Source organism: Roseovarius aestuarii, from assembly GCF_019966515.1.
GTDB lineage: Bacteria > Pseudomonadota > Alphaproteobacteria > Rhodobacterales > Rhodobacteraceae > Roseovarius > Roseovarius aestuarii.
The window spans coordinates 606,270-623,351 of record NZ_JAIMIB010000001.1; the positions used below are offsets into that span (position 1 = coordinate 606,270).

At 58.9% G+C, this 17,082-nt stretch carries 18 protein-coding genes; 8 read left to right on the forward strand and 10 right to left on the reverse strand.

The annotated features are described in order from the left end of the window. Nucleotides 1-224 precede the first annotated feature (224 nt). Nucleotides 225-1,175 carry a glycosyltransferase gene (locus tag LC334_RS02825; RefSeq protein ID WP_085798689.1) on the reverse strand — a complete coding sequence of 317 codons (951 nt, stop codon included), beginning with the start codon at nt 1,173-1,175 and terminating at the stop codon, nt 225-227. A gap of 249 nt (nt 1,176-1,424) precedes the next feature. On the opposite strand from LC334_RS02825, the gene lptE reads away from it, so the two are divergent. Beyond that, nucleotides 1,425-1,898 carry an LPS assembly lipoprotein LptE gene (gene lptE, locus LC334_RS02830; protein ID WP_085798690.1) on the forward strand — a complete coding sequence of 158 codons (474 nt, stop codon included), beginning with the start codon at nt 1,425-1,427 and terminating at the stop codon, nt 1,896-1,898. 303 nt (nt 1,899-2,201) lie between these two features. Here the strand turns inward: lptE and LC334_RS02835 are convergent, their stop codons facing one another. After that, on the reverse strand, nt 2,202-2,657 hold the full coding sequence (locus LC334_RS02835) for an Lrp/AsnC family transcriptional regulator (RefSeq protein ID WP_085798691.1): 456 nt from the start codon (nt 2,655-2,657) through the stop codon (nt 2,202-2,204). 120 nt (nt 2,658-2,777) lie between these two features. Here LC334_RS02835 and LC334_RS02840 point away from each other — a divergent pair, with 120 nt between their 5' ends. Both LC334_RS02840 and LC334_RS02845 read left to right on the forward strand, forming a co-directional pair. Further along, a complete protein-coding gene (locus tag LC334_RS02840; protein ID WP_085798692.1) occupies nt 2,778-3,824 on the forward strand; it encodes a Glu/Leu/Phe/Val family dehydrogenase in 1,047 nt (348 codons plus the stop codon). Nucleotides 3,825-3,969: 145 nt separating this feature from the next. Continuing rightward, nucleotides 3,970-4,320, forward strand: a complete 351-nt coding sequence (locus LC334_RS02845; RefSeq protein ID WP_223412855.1) for a hypothetical protein — start codon at nt 3,970-3,972, stop codon at nt 4,318-4,320. Here the strand turns inward: LC334_RS02845 and LC334_RS02850 are convergent. Beyond that, nucleotides 4,317-5,006, reverse strand: a complete 690-nt coding sequence (locus LC334_RS02850; RefSeq protein WP_085798693.1) for a cysteate racemase — start codon at nt 5,004-5,006, stop codon at nt 4,317-4,319. The two genes, LC334_RS02845 and LC334_RS02850, sit on opposite strands and share 4 nt — an antisense overlap. Further along, the gene (locus LC334_RS02855; protein WP_085798694.1) at nt 5,003-6,007 is read right to left on the reverse strand and encodes a D-cysteate sulfo-lyase; all 1,005 of its coding nucleotides are present in this window, start codon (nt 6,005-6,007) and stop codon (nt 5,003-5,005) included. Before LC334_RS02855 ends, LC334_RS02850 begins: the two co-directional genes overlap by 4 nt. Nucleotides 6,008-6,115: 108 nt before the next feature. Between LC334_RS02855 and LC334_RS02860 the strand changes: the two genes are divergently transcribed. Continuing rightward, on the forward strand, nt 6,116-7,051 hold the full coding sequence (locus tag LC334_RS02860) for a LysR family transcriptional regulator (RefSeq protein ID WP_085798695.1): 936 nt from the start codon (nt 6,116-6,118) through the stop codon (nt 7,049-7,051). A gap of 19 nt (nt 7,052-7,070) precedes the next feature. Here LC334_RS02860 and LC334_RS02865 read toward each other — a convergent pair whose 3' ends face one another. The 5 genes from LC334_RS02865 to cbiE all read right to left on the reverse strand — a co-directional run bounded on the left by LC334_RS02865 (nt 7,071) and on the right by cbiE (nt 12,040). Then, a complete protein-coding gene (locus LC334_RS02865; RefSeq protein WP_085798696.1) occupies nt 7,071-8,114 on the reverse strand; it encodes an aldo/keto reductase in 1,044 nt (347 codons plus the stop codon). A 273-nt stretch (nt 8,115-8,387) separates the two neighbouring features. After that, the gene (locus LC334_RS02870; RefSeq protein WP_223412856.1) at nt 8,388-9,311 is read right to left on the reverse strand and encodes a DMT family transporter; all 924 of its coding nucleotides are present in this window, start codon (nt 9,309-9,311) and stop codon (nt 8,388-8,390) included. 468 nt (nt 9,312-9,779) lie between these two features. Further along, nucleotides 9,780-10,124 carry a hypothetical protein gene (locus tag LC334_RS02875; RefSeq protein ID WP_085798697.1) on the reverse strand — a complete coding sequence of 115 codons (345 nt, stop codon included), beginning with the start codon at nt 10,122-10,124 and terminating at the stop codon, nt 9,780-9,782. Between the two features lie 184 nt (nt 10,125-10,308). Next, on the reverse strand, nt 10,309-10,821 hold the full coding sequence (locus LC334_RS02880; protein WP_085798698.1) for a DUF6882 domain-containing protein: 513 nt from the start codon (nt 10,819-10,821) through the stop codon (nt 10,309-10,311). Between the two features lie 25 nt (nt 10,822-10,846). Next, nucleotides 10,847-12,040, reverse strand: coding sequence for a precorrin-6y C5,15-methyltransferase (decarboxylating) subunit CbiE (gene cbiE, locus LC334_RS02885; protein WP_085798699.1), 1,194 nt, complete (start codon nt 12,038-12,040; stop codon nt 10,847-10,849). A gap of 176 nt (nt 12,041-12,216) precedes the next feature. Here cbiE and LC334_RS02890 point away from each other — a divergent pair, with 176 nt between their 5' ends. Then, on the forward strand, nt 12,217-13,191 hold the full coding sequence (locus tag LC334_RS02890) for a glutathione S-transferase family protein (RefSeq protein WP_085798700.1): 975 nt from the start codon (nt 12,217-12,219) through the stop codon (nt 13,189-13,191). A gap of 16 nt (nt 13,192-13,207) precedes the next feature. On the opposite strand, the gene LC334_RS02895 is transcribed toward LC334_RS02890, so the two are convergent. Then, nucleotides 13,208-13,570: a response regulator gene (locus tag LC334_RS02895; protein WP_085798701.1), complete on the reverse strand. Its 363-nt coding sequence runs from the start codon at nt 13,568-13,570 to the stop codon at nt 13,208-13,210. Between the two features lie 337 nt (nt 13,571-13,907). On the opposite strand from LC334_RS02895, the gene LC334_RS02900 reads away from it, so the two are divergent. From LC334_RS02900 to LC334_RS02910, 3 genes are read left to right on the forward strand one after another with little or no spacing between them, the layout of a single operon-like run. Further along, entirely contained in the window at nt 13,908-14,843 is a 936-nt protein-coding gene (locus tag LC334_RS02900) for a threonine-phosphate decarboxylase (RefSeq protein ID WP_085798702.1), read from the forward strand. Next, complete coding sequence (gene cbiB / locus LC334_RS02905; RefSeq protein WP_085798703.1) at nt 14,840-15,757, forward strand: adenosylcobinamide-phosphate synthase CbiB; 918 nt, start codon at nt 14,840-14,842, stop codon at nt 15,755-15,757. Before LC334_RS02900 ends, cbiB begins: the two co-directional genes overlap by 4 nt. Before the next feature lie 39 nt (nt 15,758-15,796). Beyond that, a complete protein-coding gene (locus LC334_RS02910) occupies nt 15,797-16,960 on the forward strand; it encodes a lytic murein transglycosylase (protein ID WP_085798704.1) in 1,164 nt (387 codons plus the stop codon). Nucleotides 16,961-17,082: the final 122 nt, after the last annotated feature.

A 17,082-nucleotide genomic window follows, 5' to 3' on the forward strand; every position in this document is an offset into this window, starting at 1 on the left:
GAGCGGCAATATTTGTGCCACAGCCACTGCAGATTGTCCTGGTCCTTTACGGACAGGAGCGCACCGTAGTTCTTTTTCTGTTTTTTCGTCATGAGTGTCAGCTCATCCGTCAGAGGCGCAGAAGAGTGCTTTGCCAGCAGTTTCCATATCGTCCCGCCAATTACATATTTGCCTCAGAATGACAACTGAACCCAGACCGATCCCCGGCAAGGCGGTAGCTGGCATCATTTGCGTTTGACGATGTAATTAAGTTCGGAAAGCGTGGTCTTAATGGCCGGACCACCGTATTTTAGCACATATCGCCACCAGGGCATTATATAGAAATGGCCCCGCAGGCGTACTTTCTCGACTGCGGCCTCAAGCGACTGGATGATGTCATGATCTTCAGGCAGGCCAAAGGTTCGGGCATCTTTCAACCGCTGCTCGAACAAGGTCATGCGGGGCACGAACATCTTCTTGCGGCGCTCTCGCGACTCGGCCATCGTATCCAGCCTGTAGCGTGTGCTGACGCCTCCAGCGTTCGAAATTCCGACATCCTGCCGGTAGCAAACCAGTTTTTCGTCGATATAGCTGATACGCCCCTCAAGCGCCGCGCGGAACCCGGTGATCAGATCCTCAAACGCCTTACTATAACTTGGAAGCGGACCGTACTTACGCCAGAGTTCCCGGCGATAGGCCGAGGTGGCGCCCAGAAACAGCGAATCCGACAACGCTGCTTTGGTTACATCGGTGGTGTGATAGAAAAGCGCGTGATGGTGCCATGCCTCTGACGGATTTCCATCTCCGTCGACAGTGCTGGCATCCGTGTGCACCAACAGAGCGTCATCGCGCTCCATCACTTCGAGCAAGCGCGACACCCGGTTAGGCATCGATGTATCATCGGCCGGAAACGGCACGCACACTTCTGCGCTTGCCATATCAACCAGATGGTTGATGTGACGATTGACACCAAGGTTTTTCCGGTTTTGGTTCAGTACGATATCGTGCGGCCCGTCATAAGCGTCCGCCATCTCGCACATGATTTTGAAAGTCGCATCCTGCGAGCAATCATCCGACAGAATGATCTCAAGCCCTTCCGCGTCTTGCGACAACGCGCAATTCACCGCTTCGCGGATATAATCTTCTTGGTTATAGGCAAGCAGCAAAATGCTCGCGCGATATTGAGATTTGGACATGACAATCTTTAGGTGTGGGCTACCGTGCGCACCCGCTACTAGGGCTGCAAATAAAGATCAACCGCTATCGGCATGAAAAACGCCTTCCTGACTTTTGCGCACCATATGGATATATCGCCATGACGTTGCAACCGTGAAACTGCGGATTGCGTAATGGCACCCACAATGTTCTGGCTTTCGTCCGGTGGACAAATTCTAGTAAGAATGATCAGAACTGAATGCCCGCCGCCCTGGAACAGGAAAACAACAATGCACCGAAACAGGTATTTTCTGATCACCTGGGCGTTGATATCGCTGCTGAGCGCGGCGTCATGCGGTTTCACGCCGGTCTATGCACCGGGCACGGGAACGCAACAGGCACTTTCAGAAATCGAGATTGCGGAACCGAAAAGCAAACAAAGCTATCTTTTCGTGCGCGAGATGGAAGATCGTATCGGCCGCTCGACAAACCCGAGCAAGCTGCTGAAATATGAGGTCAAAATCCGGGGTGAAGGTGTCGAAAGCGATTCTGATCGACGGCGTTTTGTTGGGGTCGTGACCTATCGGCTGATTGAAAACGAAACCAAAAAGCTCGTGGCCTCGGGGAGTGTGGATTCATTTGCCGGTTACTCGGTTTCAGATGGGTTGCTTATCAGCGCGCGCGAGGATGCTGTCGACCGGTTGATCGTCGTCCTTGCAGATCAGGTCACCCGGGAACTCATCGCCAAACTGGCCCAGCCATAACGCCCTATCAGGAAAAAAGTCGATGATTTGCGCCCCGGGGCGATTACGTGACCGCGCCAAATATTGGTTTCAGCCCCATGGCGCGATGGCAACATTACGCCAAACATCGGCGCCAGCGACGATAAGGCCCAGTTGGGCCCACGACGTTAGACGCCAATGCATTTCATTAGGAATGGCCATACCGTGGGATGCGAAAAATTGCCGATAGGACGCCCGGCGCGTCGTTCCTGATTTTTTGATCGCGACTTTGCTGATCCTCGTCTTGGCCTGATCAATAACTTGGCCGACTTTTTCGTCACCACCCTAGCTCGCAGGCAAAGAGTTTCTTCTGATCATTGTCCGCAACGCAAAGCTAGATCGCATCGAACGGATGCCGCCAATTTGCATCAACCCATCCTCCAGAAACCGGTCAAAGGCCGACAGGTCCGCCGCCACGACGCGGATCAGCACATCGCGTGTACCGGTCATAAGATAGCACTCCATCACCTCGTCAAACCGCAGCAGCGCGGCTTCGAATGCCTTGATGGCATCGCGCGACTGGGTATCGAGTTCGACAAAGATAAAGACATTCAGCGGCAGGCCCAGCTTTTCCTGATCCACGCGGGCCGAGTACCCGGTAATGACCCCATCCGCCTCAAGCCGGGCAATCCGCCGGGCGCAGGGCGTCGGAGACAGGCCCACAGCCTCTGAAAGCTCGCCCAATTTCTGGCGGCCATCGCATTGCAGGGCCGCGATTATCTGCCTGTCGAGATGGTCCATTTTCTCTAAAAACCTTGGCTGATTTAGTGATTCCATGCTGTCGTAACGCAATTTTTATCTCAATACGCTGTTTTTTCACGTATCGCATCCTTTATTCCTACATGTAGGAGGACCCGTTCCATGCTCACGAAAATCGCATCTACCACCCACGAAGCCGTTTATCAGATCTCAGACCCGGAGACCGGGCTGCAAGGGTTCATCGCGCTGCATTCCACGCGGCTCGGGCCCGCGGCGGGTGGTCTCAGAATGCGGGAATACGACAGCGCTCAGGCCGCTCTTGAGGATGTGCTGAAGCTCTCACGCGGCATGACCTACAAGAATGCTGCGGCAGGGTTGCCCCTCGGCGGCGGCAAAGCCGTGATCATGGGTGACCCCAAGGTCAAGAAAACGCCGGAACTGCTTCGCGCCATGGGGCGCGCCGTCGACGCGCTCGACGGGCGCTACTGGACCGCCGAGGATATGGGCATGAGCCCCGAAGACATGGCGGAACTGGCACGCGAAACCCGCTATGTTGCCGGGTTGGACAGCGGCAGCCATGCCAGCGGCGATCCATCGCCGGTCACTGCTGAGGGTGTATTCAACGCGATGCAAGTGGGTGCCACCCACCGCTTTGGCAGCGCCGATCTGAAGGGCAAGACCGTCGCCATTCAGGGTTTGGGCCATGTTGGCTGGCACCTGTGCAGAATGCTTCACGACGTCGGCGCCCGACTGATCGTGGCGGACATGGACGCCGCGCGCGTTGCCGGTACGGTCAAGGAATTCGGCGCGCAACCGGCAGCGCCGGATGAGATTCACCGGGTCGAGGCCGACATCTTTGCGCCCTGCGCGATTGGTGGCACTCTCAACTCCCGAACCATTCCTGAGCTGCGCGCCAGCCTTGTCTGCGGCGCTGCCAACAACCAACTGGCACAAACATCGGATGCAGACATATTGGACGAACGCGATATTCTCTACCTGCCCGATTATGTCGCCAATGGCGGCGGCATCATCAATGTCGCAGCCGAAATCCTGAAAATCGAGAACCGCACCCCCTGGGTCGCCGAAAAACTCGACACGTTGCGCCAGACGATGCAACGGATCCTGTCCAAAGCACGCGCCGAACGCAGCAGCCCGGCGCATGTAGCGGATCGCACCGTGGACGAACTGATCCTGCAAGAAGCTGTCTGATACGCTCGGTCAATGCTAAGCCCCGTGTGAAAGGAATGAGTGGTTAACCGGTGATCATCCGGCGGTTTTGAATTGAAAACCGCGGGCGGTTTCGGCATTGATCCCCTCGAGCAGTATCGCGCAAAAGAGCGAAGGGGCAGGAGCAATGAAGAACATTCTGATTCTGGGTTTGGCAGGTGCATTGCTTTCCGGCTGTGGCAGCAGTTCCACCCAGCCCCGACGCACGATCAGCACGGCTCCCCTGCCCTTCGCTTCGGGTCCGCTCAGCAACGCCTGTCTACGATCTGACCGTGGCGCACGATCCGGCAAGCTATGTGGCTGCATTCAGGCCGTCGCCAATCAGACGCTTACCGGCAGCGAGCAACAACGGGCAGTGCTGTTTTACACCAACCCTCAACAAGCGCAGGATATCCGGCAATCCAAACGTGCCAGCGATGAACATTTCTGGAAAACCTACAGCGCCTATGCCGAACGCGCCGAACGCATCTGCCGCTAAGTAATCCGACCTTCGGCAAATCCGACGATGGCGTCGGTCAGGCAATCAAGGCTGTCCAGCCACGAGGTGGCTTCGGGCAGATACCCTGTCAGCAATGACAGCTCCGTACAGGCGATCAGCAGGTGATCGGCGCCGCTGTCCAGTAAAAGCTGCGCCTGCGCGGCCATTGCGGGGCCGGTTTCCGTTGCTTCTGCGCCCGCTTTAACCGCCCGGATCATCGCCAGCATGGCGTCTTCATCCCCGGTCCAGACCGGTGACAACCCGTGATCCGCAAAGCATGTATCGAACACGCCCACGCGGCGGGTCGCGGGGGACGCCAGCATGCCCACGCGGCCCGCCCCGGACGCGGCAAGGCTCTGCGCTGTCATGGTGATCATGTTCAGAAAGGGCAGATCGCTGGCCGCCTCGATCGCGGGCGCATAGTGGTGCGCGGTGTTACACGGCATCGCCAACGCCTGCGCCCCCGCCGCCCCAAGATCGCGCGCCATGCCGCGCAGCACCGGGCCCGGATCCGCGCCGCCACCTTCGATCAGCGCCGCGATGCGCGACGGCACCTGCGGGTTCTGATGCACGATCAGCGGCACGTGATCGGAATCGTCACGCGCCGGAATCGCCTTCAGTACCTTCTGCATCAGCAGGATGGTGGCCTCGGGCCCCATCCCGCCCAGGATGCCGACTGGTTTCATTTCGGGACGTCAAAGCAATGCGTATACCCGGTCAGGCCGATCGCACCGCCGGTGTGCAGGAACACGATCCGTTCGCCCTTTTTGAAATGGCCCTTGCGGATCAGGTCGATCAGACCGGCGCCGCCCTTGGCTGAATAGACCGGATCCAGCAGGATCGCCTCGGTTTTCGCAAAGATATCTATTGCTTCCAGTGTGTCCTCGCCAGGCATACCGTAACCGGGTCCGACATAATCGGTATTAGCCACCACGTCCTCGCGCGCCACCACCCCGGGGCAGCCCAGCTTTTCGGCGGTTTTCACTGCAAGGCTAAAGACATTCTCTTCCTGTTTCGGCTTGGGCGCCCGCACCCCGATGCCCAAAAGCGGAATATTTGCATTCATCGCCTTGAGGCCGGTGATCAGGCCCGCCTGCGTTCCGGCCGACCCGGTGGCATGCACGATGTGATCGACGTTCAGACCCATGGTCACGAACTGGTTCAGCATCTCGAAGGCGCAGTTGACATAGCCCAGTGCGCCGGTCGCGTTCGAGCCACCCCCGGGGATGGTATAAACATTGCGGCCCTCGGCGCGGAACTTGTCGGCGACCGCTTCCATCTCGGCATTCATGTCCAGATCGGGGCCGCGATGTTCCATCGTCGCTCCGTGCAGGTGATCCAGCAGGACATTGCCGCTGTATTTGTAGTTGTCAAAATTATAGCCGGTGCGATCTTCCAGCAGGATATGGCAATCCATGCCCAGCTTAGCGGCGGCGGCGGCGGTCTGACGCGCGTGGTTCGATTGCGTCGCGCCCTGCGTCATCACCATGTCCGCGCCCTGCGCCTGCGCCTCGGCCATCAGGAATTCCAGCTTGCGGGTCTTGTTACCGCCGGTACTGAGCCCGGTGCAATCGTCGCGCTTGATCCAGATTTCCGGCCCGCCCAGATGCTCACTCAGGCGCGGCATCAGTTCAAGCGGGGTGGCCAGATGGGCCAGACGGACCCGAGGGAATTTGGCAAGGTTCATGGGGTTTCTCCATATTTGACGTTTATCGACATTAAACACATCTCATTCCCCCAAACAAATTCGAAATCCGGACTTCTTTTTGCATATCCTGCAACTTATACTACTTAGATGAGGCTCGAATGGATCGAAGATATTCTGGCGGTGCTCGACACTGGATCGTTCAGCGCCGCGGCAGAACGGCGGTTTCTGACACCCTCGGCCTTTACCCGCCGCATCCGAGGGATCGAGGATGCGCTTGGCTGCGCCCTTTTCGACCGCGACCGCAAACCGGTGACCCTGCTGCCGCATGTCCGCGCGATGGAAGCAGAGCTGCGCGAGGCTGCCCGCCGTTTCCGCGAATTGCGCGCCGGGCTGTCGGACCGTGACGGGCTCAACCGCAAGCGCCTGACGCTGGGCTGCCAGCACGCGCTGACCACCATGGTCTCGCCGCTGCTGACCCGCAGCCTGACCGAAGAGCGCGATATCGAGCTGCGCATCCGTTCGGGCACCCGCAGCGAATGCCAGTTGATGCTGCTCAGGCGGGAAATCGACTTTGGCCTGGTCTACCAGACCGATGACGAGGCCACCGCCTTTGACCGGCGGCTCTTTGAACAGATCGCCTTTGGCGCGGATCACCTGATCCCCGTCGCGAACCTGCAGGGCAACGCCCAGCTGCGGCAGGCGCTGGACCGGATGGAACTGCCGCTGATCATCTACCCGGCCGATATCTACTTGGGCGAAATCCTGCGCCTGCACCTGCTGCCCGCGCTCCCGCGTGAGGCGATCACCCGCAATGTCGCCGAAACCGGGCTGACGCCCGCAGTGCTGCAATTCATCCGGCAGGGGCTGGGCATCGGTTGGCTGCCGCGTTCGGTCGCGCATGAGGCGCTGGCGCGGGGCGAACTGACCGACCTCTCAGACCGCCTGCCCGGCAGACGGCTCAACATCCGGCTGCTGCGCACGCTTTCGGGCGGTAATGCGCTGGCCGATGCGGCCTGGGCGCGCCTGCGGACGCAGGCCGCGCAAATCCGCGTGGATGGGATCGACACCGCGCCCCCGGACTAGGGAGCGCGGGCAAACCTCTTTAGTAGGGCATCGCATGGGCGCGATGCGCCATGTCGATATCACGCAACACCTCGTCGCTCAGCGTCACATCCACCGCCCCCAGCGCCAGATCAAGCTGTTCCATGCTGGTCGACCCAAAAATGGCCGAGCACATGAACGGCCGCGTCAGGCACCAGGCCAGCGCCATATGCACCGGGTCTAGCCCGTGCTTCCGCGCGACCTCGAGATAGGCATCGACCGCCGGGAACGCCCGGTCAGTCCTGCGCCCGCCCAGATTGGCGACATAGGACATGCGCGATCCCTCGGGCACCGCGCCGCCCTGATACTTGCCAGTCAGCATCCCCGCCGCCAGCGGCGAAAACGCCAGCAGGCCGACATCCTCGTTGACGCTCAGCTCCGCCAGATCGGTGTCATAAAACCGGCACATCAGGGAATACTCATTCTGAACGGACGCCACCCGGGGCAGCCCCCTGTCCTCGGCGACCCGTAACCATTGCGCCGTCCCCCACGCGCTTTCATTCGACAGACCAAAGGCGCGGATTGTCCCCTTCTCGACCTGCCTTTGCAGGGCATCCAGCGTCTCTTCCATATGCGCTATCGTCTCGTTTCGATTTTGCGCAGACGGGTCATAAAACCAGTTTTGCCGGAACATGTAACTGCCGCGATTAGGCCAGTGAAACTGGTAGAGGTCGATATAGTCGGTCTGTAGCCGCTGCAACGACCCCTTGATCGCGCCGGGGATCGACTGTGCCGTGATCGGGGCGCCGTCGCGGATATACCGCATCCCCGCGCCCGAATGTTTGGTGGCCAGGATCACCTGATCGCGCCTGCCGGATGCGGCATTCCACGTCCCGATAATCTCTTCAGTCCGCCCGGCGGTCTCGGCGCTGATCGGGTTCACCGGATACATCTCGGCGGTGTCGATAAAATTGATCCCGCGCTCCAGCGCCCGGTCGATTTGGGCATGCCCCTCCGCCTCTGTGTTCTGCGTCCCCCAGGTCATCGAACCCAGACAAAGCTCACTTACCATCATTCCCGTGCGACCCAGCGGGTTCATCTTCATCGCACATTCCTTCCCTGTTGCGCCCGGGCCACCCTAGGGCAGCGGCCAATGCATTCGCAAGCAGAAGGGGTTGCAGCGAAATCCTGACGTTATTTTACCTCGTGGCGGGGATTGAAGACGCAGTGTAAAGACATTCAGACCTACTATGAGGCTCCGGCGCCGACGCGTTTGAGTTCCGGCTTACGCACGGGAGCTTCCAGTCCTGCGACCTATGTCGAGCTCACATTTTCGGGCCCAAGCCGGTCATGTACCCACGATTGAACAATGTCGACCTCAGGTCGAAGCCCTTCGCGACAAGAGCGAAAACAAGCGTCCGTCCGTCACCGCGAAACCCAACGCGATAATGGCGAAACCAATCCACGCTTCCAGTCCCATTTGCTCGCCAAGGAACATCACGCCAAGGGCAATTGCGAAAGGTGGAATAAGCAAGGTGACCAACAAAAGATTGGCGGCCCCGGCACGTATCAGAATGGCAAAGTAGAGGAAATACGCCAGCGCCGTCGACAAAACTGCCATTCCGATAAGAGCGCCCCATACACTTGCGGAGAGAGCAAAACTTGGCGGGCCATCGAACACGAGCACGATTGGGATCATCAAAACTGTACTCCCGATCAACATGCCGAGCGCGTTCATGAGCGGTGATTGACCAGCTAGCGCTGCCTTGCCCCAGACACCAGCAAAGGCGTAAGATAGCGTCGCCCCAAGAATGGCGAGTTGAGCCAGATTGCTGGGATTGAACTCTGTCAATGCGCTTGGCCCCATGATGAACGCCACACCTGCAATTCCCAAGGCAGCACCAATGATTTTCTTTGCCGTCAAAGGTTCATCCGGAAGCAAAAGACCTGCGACAACGGCAGCGAACATGGCGGTCGTTCCATTCAGAATGGAAGCCAGCCCGCTTTCGATCTGCGTCTGCCCCCAGAATATCAACGAAAAGGGAATGGCATTATTCAGCGCACCCATCACCAGATAAGCTCCCCAGACCCGGAGGGAGCGAGGCACCGCAATGCCTTTAAAAAGCACAATCAACGCCAAAACCGGCACAGCCCAGATGACCCGATGAAGGGTAATGGTGAGCGGCGGCACCTCACGCAGAGCAATTTCGCCGAAGAAAAACGACCCTCCCCAAACCGCTGCTAGCAGCAACAGCATGAGAGTGGACGTCCGATCCAGGGTCAGCGTGGGCGCTTTGGTCATGCTCGGCAGGTCCAGTTTTCTAATTTGTCATACCCTGGTACCTTATTCGACCGGAGAGAAACGACCCGTTTCATGCGGATAGAATTTAAAAACGCGACAAAGGTCAAAAGGATGGGATGTCGAAGCAGGTCTTGGGGCGCCCATAGCTTTTCTCCGCTTCGTCCCGCACCTCATCCACTCAGCGGTCGTGCCAAGCTTGTGATCGGTCTCAGCGATGTTTTGGAACACAGTCCGAACATCCTGAATGGCGAAAACTCTCGACATCTTGCGCCGATATCTGGCGTGGCGCCCGCATCACGCAAGCCGGATAGAGAAACTCAATCCGACGAGAGTGGAACCGAATGTGAAAATGGCGGCCCGAGTCGAAGCAACACCAGCGCTGTACATGTTGCTGTGGCTATCCAGCGACATCAGATCTGATTGCGTACGTTTCCCGCGTATAGGATGTACGGAACGTACGTTCTGCCCCTACTCCAACAGCGCGATGGGCGCGTCCGGGCGGCGATAGAAATCAAGCGGCTGACGGTCGGCGGCTTCGGTCGTGCGCTTGTACTCAAACTCGATCTCGTCGCCCTCCTCACCGCTTGCCACGATCAGGCAGCGCGACAAATGCGTGGTGCCGTCGAACATATCCACCAGCCCGCGCAGATGTGGTGCTTCATCAGCATCGAGCGAGAAGCCGTTATTCCAACTACGTAATATCTTGAAGCTCCGGTCACCCGCCCGCACACTCAGGCGGTTGCTTTTCTTCAGCGCCTGCTTGCGCGCAGCATCCAGGCCAGCCTGAACTTCCGGTGACAAAAACGTCGACATGGGGTGATTCCCTTAACCATTACAGCCAAAGAATGTCGCACGCATATGTGACGGTCACGTTAAATATGGCGAATACCCATATTTAGGACCAATTGGCGGTATTTTCATGGCTAAAACGTGAATTGTTCCGCTATATTCAACAGATTGTGTCGATCCGAGAAACAGTTCTGCCAGGAGTGAGGGGTTATTCGTAAGGTTTTGTATTTTCCGGGTAAAACCAAACCGCGCAAACCGATCCACCGCCACCGTGATCCCCGATAAAAACCCCGTCTGCATGGGCAAGATAAGCTGTGATCGCGGTAAACTCCTCGACCTGTTTTGCTGTCGCTTTTCCGCCGCGTGACAGAAGTTCCTCGATCTCTTGCCGGTCGCCATAGCGCTGTGCCGCCCATGCGGCTTGCTGCATAGGCGGCGGCACCGACGGATGCCCCCAGCCCCACATGAAAGACCCGTCTTCCGCATAGGTGCCCGCCACCTGCGCAATCACGTTCAGGCCCGCTTCACCCTCGCATTTCAACTCCAGATCTCCGGTTTCAAGGTCCAACTCAAAACCCGTGACATCCGGCACCGGGTTTTTCGCTTTTATATCCGCCACATATGCCTTGGCTTCACGGGTAAGTTTCTTGAAGTTCTTCGGCACCGAGCGCACGCCCTGATCCGCTTTCCGGTTCACGAATTCCGTTAAAAAATCTCTCATCCGTGTCTCTCCCTGCGCCCGACATTCAACGTCGGACCAAACTCCATTGCGTGATCTCATCCAGCTCTTGCCAGTTGCCCGCACCATCGGCGCGCGCGCCTGTGAGTTTCACCAACTGACCGCCGTGATGTTTGTGTAAATCCGACAATAAAACCGCATCTTCCACCGTTACCGCATTGCAAACCACCCGCCCCAGCGGACGTAAGGCCATCCAGGTTGCGCGGAACACATCCTCGGACAACCCTCCGCCTATGAACACCGCATCGGGAGCTGCCAGCCCTTCCAGTGCTTCGGGTGCGTGACCCGCCACCAGTTCCAGCCGCGGCGTACCCAGCGCCAGCGCGTTTGCCGCCGCCATGGTCCGACGGCCGGCACGTGGCTCGACCCCTATGGCCCGTGCATAGCGCGCGGCCCGCATCCATTCGACCGCGACCGACCCGCACCCAGTGCCGATATCCCATAAAGGCGCGCCGCGCATCGGCATCAGTTTGGCCAGTGTCACAGCGCGTACTTCCTGCCTGGTCAGTGTTTCATCACGTTGAAACAGCTCATCCGCCAGCCCGGGTACACGCGGCAACAACGCCGCATCGGGCGCGGCGACGCATTCGACCGCCAACGTATTGAACGCGGGCACCGTGTGTGACCAGGTTTCAGCCACTCCGTCAAACCGCTCCTCTTCGGGTCCGCCCATCGCCGCCAGCACAGTCATCGGCGAGGCGCCAAAACCGCGTTCGGTCAGAAAGCGCGCGATCTGCCCCGGTGTCTCGGGGCCGGTTGTCAGGATCAGCAAACGCACATGTGGTTGAATAAAGGCAATCATCTGCTCGACCGGACGACCATGCGCGGTCAACGTCTCAAGATCGGCCATCGACCAGCCCATGCGAGCCGCCGCCATCTGAAACGCACTGATCTGCGGGTGATAAGTGATCTGCGCCGGGTCGATCGCCCGACCGATCCGCGCACCAATGGAAAACCACAACGGATCACCGGTGGCCAGCATCACCACCCGGCGCGGCCTGAGATCGTTCAGTAGCGCGATCAGGTCGTCGAACTGTTCCGGCCAGTCCAGCCGCTCAGCCCGCAGCGTCTCAGAAAGAAGCTCATGCCGATCCCCGCCGATAACCACATCAGCCGCTTCCACCACGGCCCGGGTCGCCAGCTGCAACCCCGCCAACCCATCCTCGCCAATGCCCACGATATGCAACCAGGTAGTCGGCATCCCGCCTCTAAAACATCTCTTTGCGTCTCACTGTCTCGTCTAATGTGCCTTGGCATAGGTTGCAAAACGATATCTCCGCCGGACTGCATTGTGCGCAAGCGCACCAGCCATGCGCGGGGATCGGCATTTCCGATTTCGCATGTGGCGTTACATTCCTGCGCAAAGGAGTATGAGACATGGGGCAACTGGTAAACGGCGTCTGGGAAGATCGCTGGTACGACACGAAATCCTCGGGCGGCAAGTTCGTCCGTTCCAACGCAAAATTTCGCAACTGGATCACCCCGGACGGCGCCCCCGGCCCATCAGGTGAGGGCGGCTTCGCGGCGCAATCCGGGCGCTACCACCTTTATGTCTCATACGCTTGCCCCTGGGCACACCGAACATTGATCTTCCGGGTTCTCAAAGGCCTCAGCGATCATATCGGCGTTTCGGTCGTGCATCCCGATATGATCGCTGATGGCTGGACCTTCGATGACAGCTACCCGTGGGCCACTGGCGACAGGCTTCATGGCCTTCCGTTCGTCCGCGATCTTTATCTGAAGGTCGACCCCGACATCTCGGGGCGCGTGACGGTGCCCATCCTATGGGACCGGGAACGCGAAACCATCGTCTCGAACGAAAGCGCCGAGATCATTCGTATGTTCAACTGCGCCTTTGACGGTATAACCGGCAATACCGATGATTATTGGCCCGAGGTGTTGCGCGAGAAGATCGAGCCGATCAATCAGCGCATTTACGACACCGTCAACAATGGCGTCTACAAGGCGGGCTTTGCCACGTCGCAGGACGCGTATGACGCCGCTGTAGTGCCTCTTTTCGACAGCCTTGTTTGGCTTGAACAGCGCCTTGCCGGGAACCGCTATCTGATGGGTGAACAAATAACCGAGGCCGACTGGCGGCTATTCACGACGCTGATCCGTTTCGATCTGGTCTATCACCTGCATTTCAAATGCAACCGCGCGCGGATCGTCGATTTTCCGAACCTGTGGCAGTATCTGCGCGAGCTATACCAATGGCCGGGCGTGGCCGGGACGGTTAACTTTGACCACATCGTGCGGCATTACCACTACAGCCATGACACCGTTAATCCGCATCGGATCATACCGATCAACCCAGAAATTGATTTCGACATTCCGCACGGGCGTGGATAAAGCAAAACAACGAAGGTCAGCAGGCGCGCCCGTAATGTTCAACCATCGCCGTCAGATCCTCTGGCGGCGTATCAGTCTGCAGATAGGCACATGCGTTGGCGCTAAGGTTAAAGATGGACCCGTCTGAGAAAAACGACGTGTTGGTCACGAAGATCACTTGCGTGTCGGGGTAGCGATAGCTGGCCAGATCTGCAATCGCAAAGGCACTGCCCTGATCAAGTACAAGATCAAGAACAATAATATCAAAACTTTGGGTCTGAAGCGCGTTGGCGGCGCCCGCCTGACTATGCTCCAGGCGCACAACCATACCCTGACGCTCCATGTGTTTGCGCCACAGAGCGCCTAAATCCGGTTGGCTTTCGACAATCAAAACTCTCATTTCCGCTCCGATCAACCAAGGCATGAAAAGATAATTTGGGTTATGTGGAACTATGCTAATGTATATGACTCTCTCGCCCCAACGGTTAACAAAGCGTTAACAGTTACAGTTTGTGTTCACCCGTGAGCGCCAGCGCTTGTTTCTTGCGCGGTTTTCCGCTTGAAAGAGTAAAAATTGGACTTTTGCGGCATGACTCCCAGAAATTACATAGCGCGGCGCGCTCGCCTGGGCTGGACATTTCTCCTGGGTGGCGCAACAGGCTCAAGACGCCTGAACCGGCCGGAAATGACCTGTCGGTTAACACGGTCTGCCACCGTCAGCGAGGGATCTGAATAAGGTGACAAAGCCACGTGATCACGGTGGTGGTGTGGATGCCGCTGCCATCGCCTATGGCGGTACGCGGGCCGATTGGATCGACCTGTCGACAGGCATCAACCCGGTGCCCTATCCGCTGCCTCCTATCCGGCCGGAGGCCTGGACAGCGCTGCCTGACGAGGCCGCATCACAGGCCCTCGAAGCGGCAGCGCGATCTTTTTGGCGGGTGCCGGACAGTGCGGCCATCCTGGCCACACCCGGTGCCTCGGCGATCATCGCCCGCATTCCGGCGCTCGCACCCGCAGGCGTGGTCGACATCCCCGCCCCCACCTATAACGAACACGCCGCCGCCTTTGCGGCACAAGGCTGGCAAATGGGCTCGGATAACGTGTCTGCAAAAGTCATCGTGCACCCGAACAACCCCACTGGCCACTGGTATGACGCCGCAGAAGTGACGGCCCCGCTGACAATCATCGACGAAAGCTTTGCCGATGTTGCTGCTGACCGATCACTGATCCATCTGGCCGACCAGCCGGGGCGGATCGTGCTGAAAAGCTTTGGCAAGTTCTGGGGCCTCGCCGGGCTGCGCCTGGGTTTTGCCATTGGTCCGGAGGATCTCATTGCGCAGCTTTCCCAGTTGACCGGCCCCTGGCCTGTTTCTGGTCCGGCGCAGGATATCGCCACAGCCGCGTTGCGTGATCACGACTGGGCGATGGCCACACGAAAGCGTCTTGAAGGCGACGCCGCACGCCTCGACGCCCTGATGACCGATGCCGGGGCCAAAGTCGCGGGCGGCACATTGCTGTTTCGGCTCTACCGCGTCACGAACGCCGCTGCCTGGCAAGATCGCCTCGCACGCCAACATATCTGGACCCGTATCTTTCCCTATGCCGATGATCTGATCCGCCTCGGGTTGCCAGCGCCCGGCGACTGGGCGCGGGTTGAGGCCGTGCTATGAGCACCGCGCTAATCCTGGTCATAGCGATGATCCTCGACGCTTTGCTGGGCGAGCCACGTTGGCTCTGGTCGCGCCTGCCACATCCGGCGGTGCTGATGGGGCGTGCCGTCGGCTGGACCGATGAGTACCTCAACAGCGGCACCCTGCGCCGAGCGAGGGGAGTAACCGCTATGCTACTGCTGGGCGTCTGCGCACTTCTGCTAGGTTGGGTACTAAGCTGGTTCGGCCCATTTATCGAAATCATTATAGTTGCGATCCTGCTGGCTCAGCGATCACTGATCGATCATGTCCGCGCCGTGGCGGACGCGCTGCGCCTGTCGCTGGGCGATGCCCGCCGCGCCGTGGCCCGTATCGTTGGCCGTGATACCACCGCGATGCAAGCCCCCGCCATCGCCAGAGGAGCCATCGAATCGGCTGCCGAGAACCTATCGGACGGGGTGATTGCGCCCGCTTTCTGGTATTTGATCGGGGGGCTGCCGGGATTGCTGCTTTATAAGATCACCAATACCGCGGACAGCATGATCGGCTACCGCAATGACCGCTACGAGGCGTTCGGCTGGGCCGCTGCTCGGTTGGACGATCTGCTCAATCTGATCCCTGCCCGCCTGACCGCGTTGCTGATTGCCCTGTCTCACGGGCAAATGCGCGCGCTGGTCGACATTGCTGCAGATGCCCGCCAACATCGCTCGCCCAATGCCGGCTGGCCCGAGGCCGCGATGGCGCGGGCTCTGAACGTCGCGCTCGCGGGGCCACGCTCTTACGAAGGCGAAATGCACGATTTCCCTTATGTCTTTGACGCCGGTCAAAGGCAGATCGGCGCACCGCAAATAGATTCGGCCTGCACCGCCCTGTGGCGCACATGGGCCACAGCGCTGCTGGCAAGCGTTGCTGTTGCGGTTGTCACGGGCGGGTAGCATCCCTACCTTGACCGGATCAATTGACCCGGAGAATTCATGCGCGCGCTCAGTCTTGTAATGGCCATCGGTATAGCCCCTCTTGCCGCTCACGCCAGTTGCGGTGGCAATTTCAACAGCTTCGTGACCGAGATGAGGTCAGAAGCAGTCAGCCGCGGCCACAATCCCGCCGACGTTGATCGTTTCTTCGCCGTCACCCGGCAAGACCCCAAGGTGATCAGCGCCGACCGGCGGCAAGGCGTCTTCCAGCTTAGCTTTACAGATTTCGCGCGCCGCCTGATCAGCAAGGGCCGGATGACCACCGGACGTGGCAAAGCCAAGACCTACAGCGACACGTTCGACCGGATCGAGCGCGACTACGGCGTCAGTCGCGGTGTATTGCTGGCCTTCTGGGCGTTTGAAACCGACTACGGCACGTTTCAGGGCGATTTCAACACGCTGAATGCCCTCGTCACGCTATCGCATGATTGCCGCCGCCCCGAGCTTTTCCGCCCACAGGTCTTTGCTGCCCTTGAGCTTTTTGAGCGAGGTGACTTTGATCCTGCGCGCACCACCGGTGCGTGGGCGGGTGAGATCGGCATGGTCCAGATGCTGCCTCGCGATATCCTCGACAATGGTGTCGACGGCGATGGCGACGGCAAGGTCGACCTGAAAAAATCCCCGCGCGACGCGTTGATGTCCGGCGGAAAGATGCTGTCGCACCTGGGTTGGCGCGCCGGAGAGCCCTGGCTGCAAGAGGTCAGCGTGCCAGAGTCTCTCGACTGGTCGCAAACCGGGCTACGCACCACAAAACCGGCTTCCGAATGGGCGGCAATGGGTGTCACACCCCGTCACGGTCAGATCGCCGATCTGCCCGCCAGTATCATTCTGCCCCAAGGTCGGAAAGGCCCTGCCTTCCTCGCCTATCCGAATTTCAATGTCTATTTCGAGTGGAACCAGAGCTTTACCTATGTGCTCACCGCCGCCTATTTCGCCAACCGGCTCGAGGGCGCGCCGGTTTTCGACGCGGGCCGCCCCGACACGGGCCTCGACTCCAAACAGATGAAGCGCTTGCAAAAGAAACTGGCCGCGCGCGGCTATGATGTTGGCGACATCGACGGCATTCTTGGTGCTGGCACCCGCGCGGCCGTCCAGGATGTTCAAAAGGAACTTGGCCTGCCCGCCGATGCCTGGCCGACCAAGGCACTTTTGTCGAAGCTCTGAGAGGCTCATTTCGCCGTTCAGACTGCTGATTGAAACAGTTGTCGCGATGGCGTGAACAGCTATAATTTAAGCTAAAATATTGTATTTAAACAATATTTTAAGACATAACAGCTTCGTGAGCA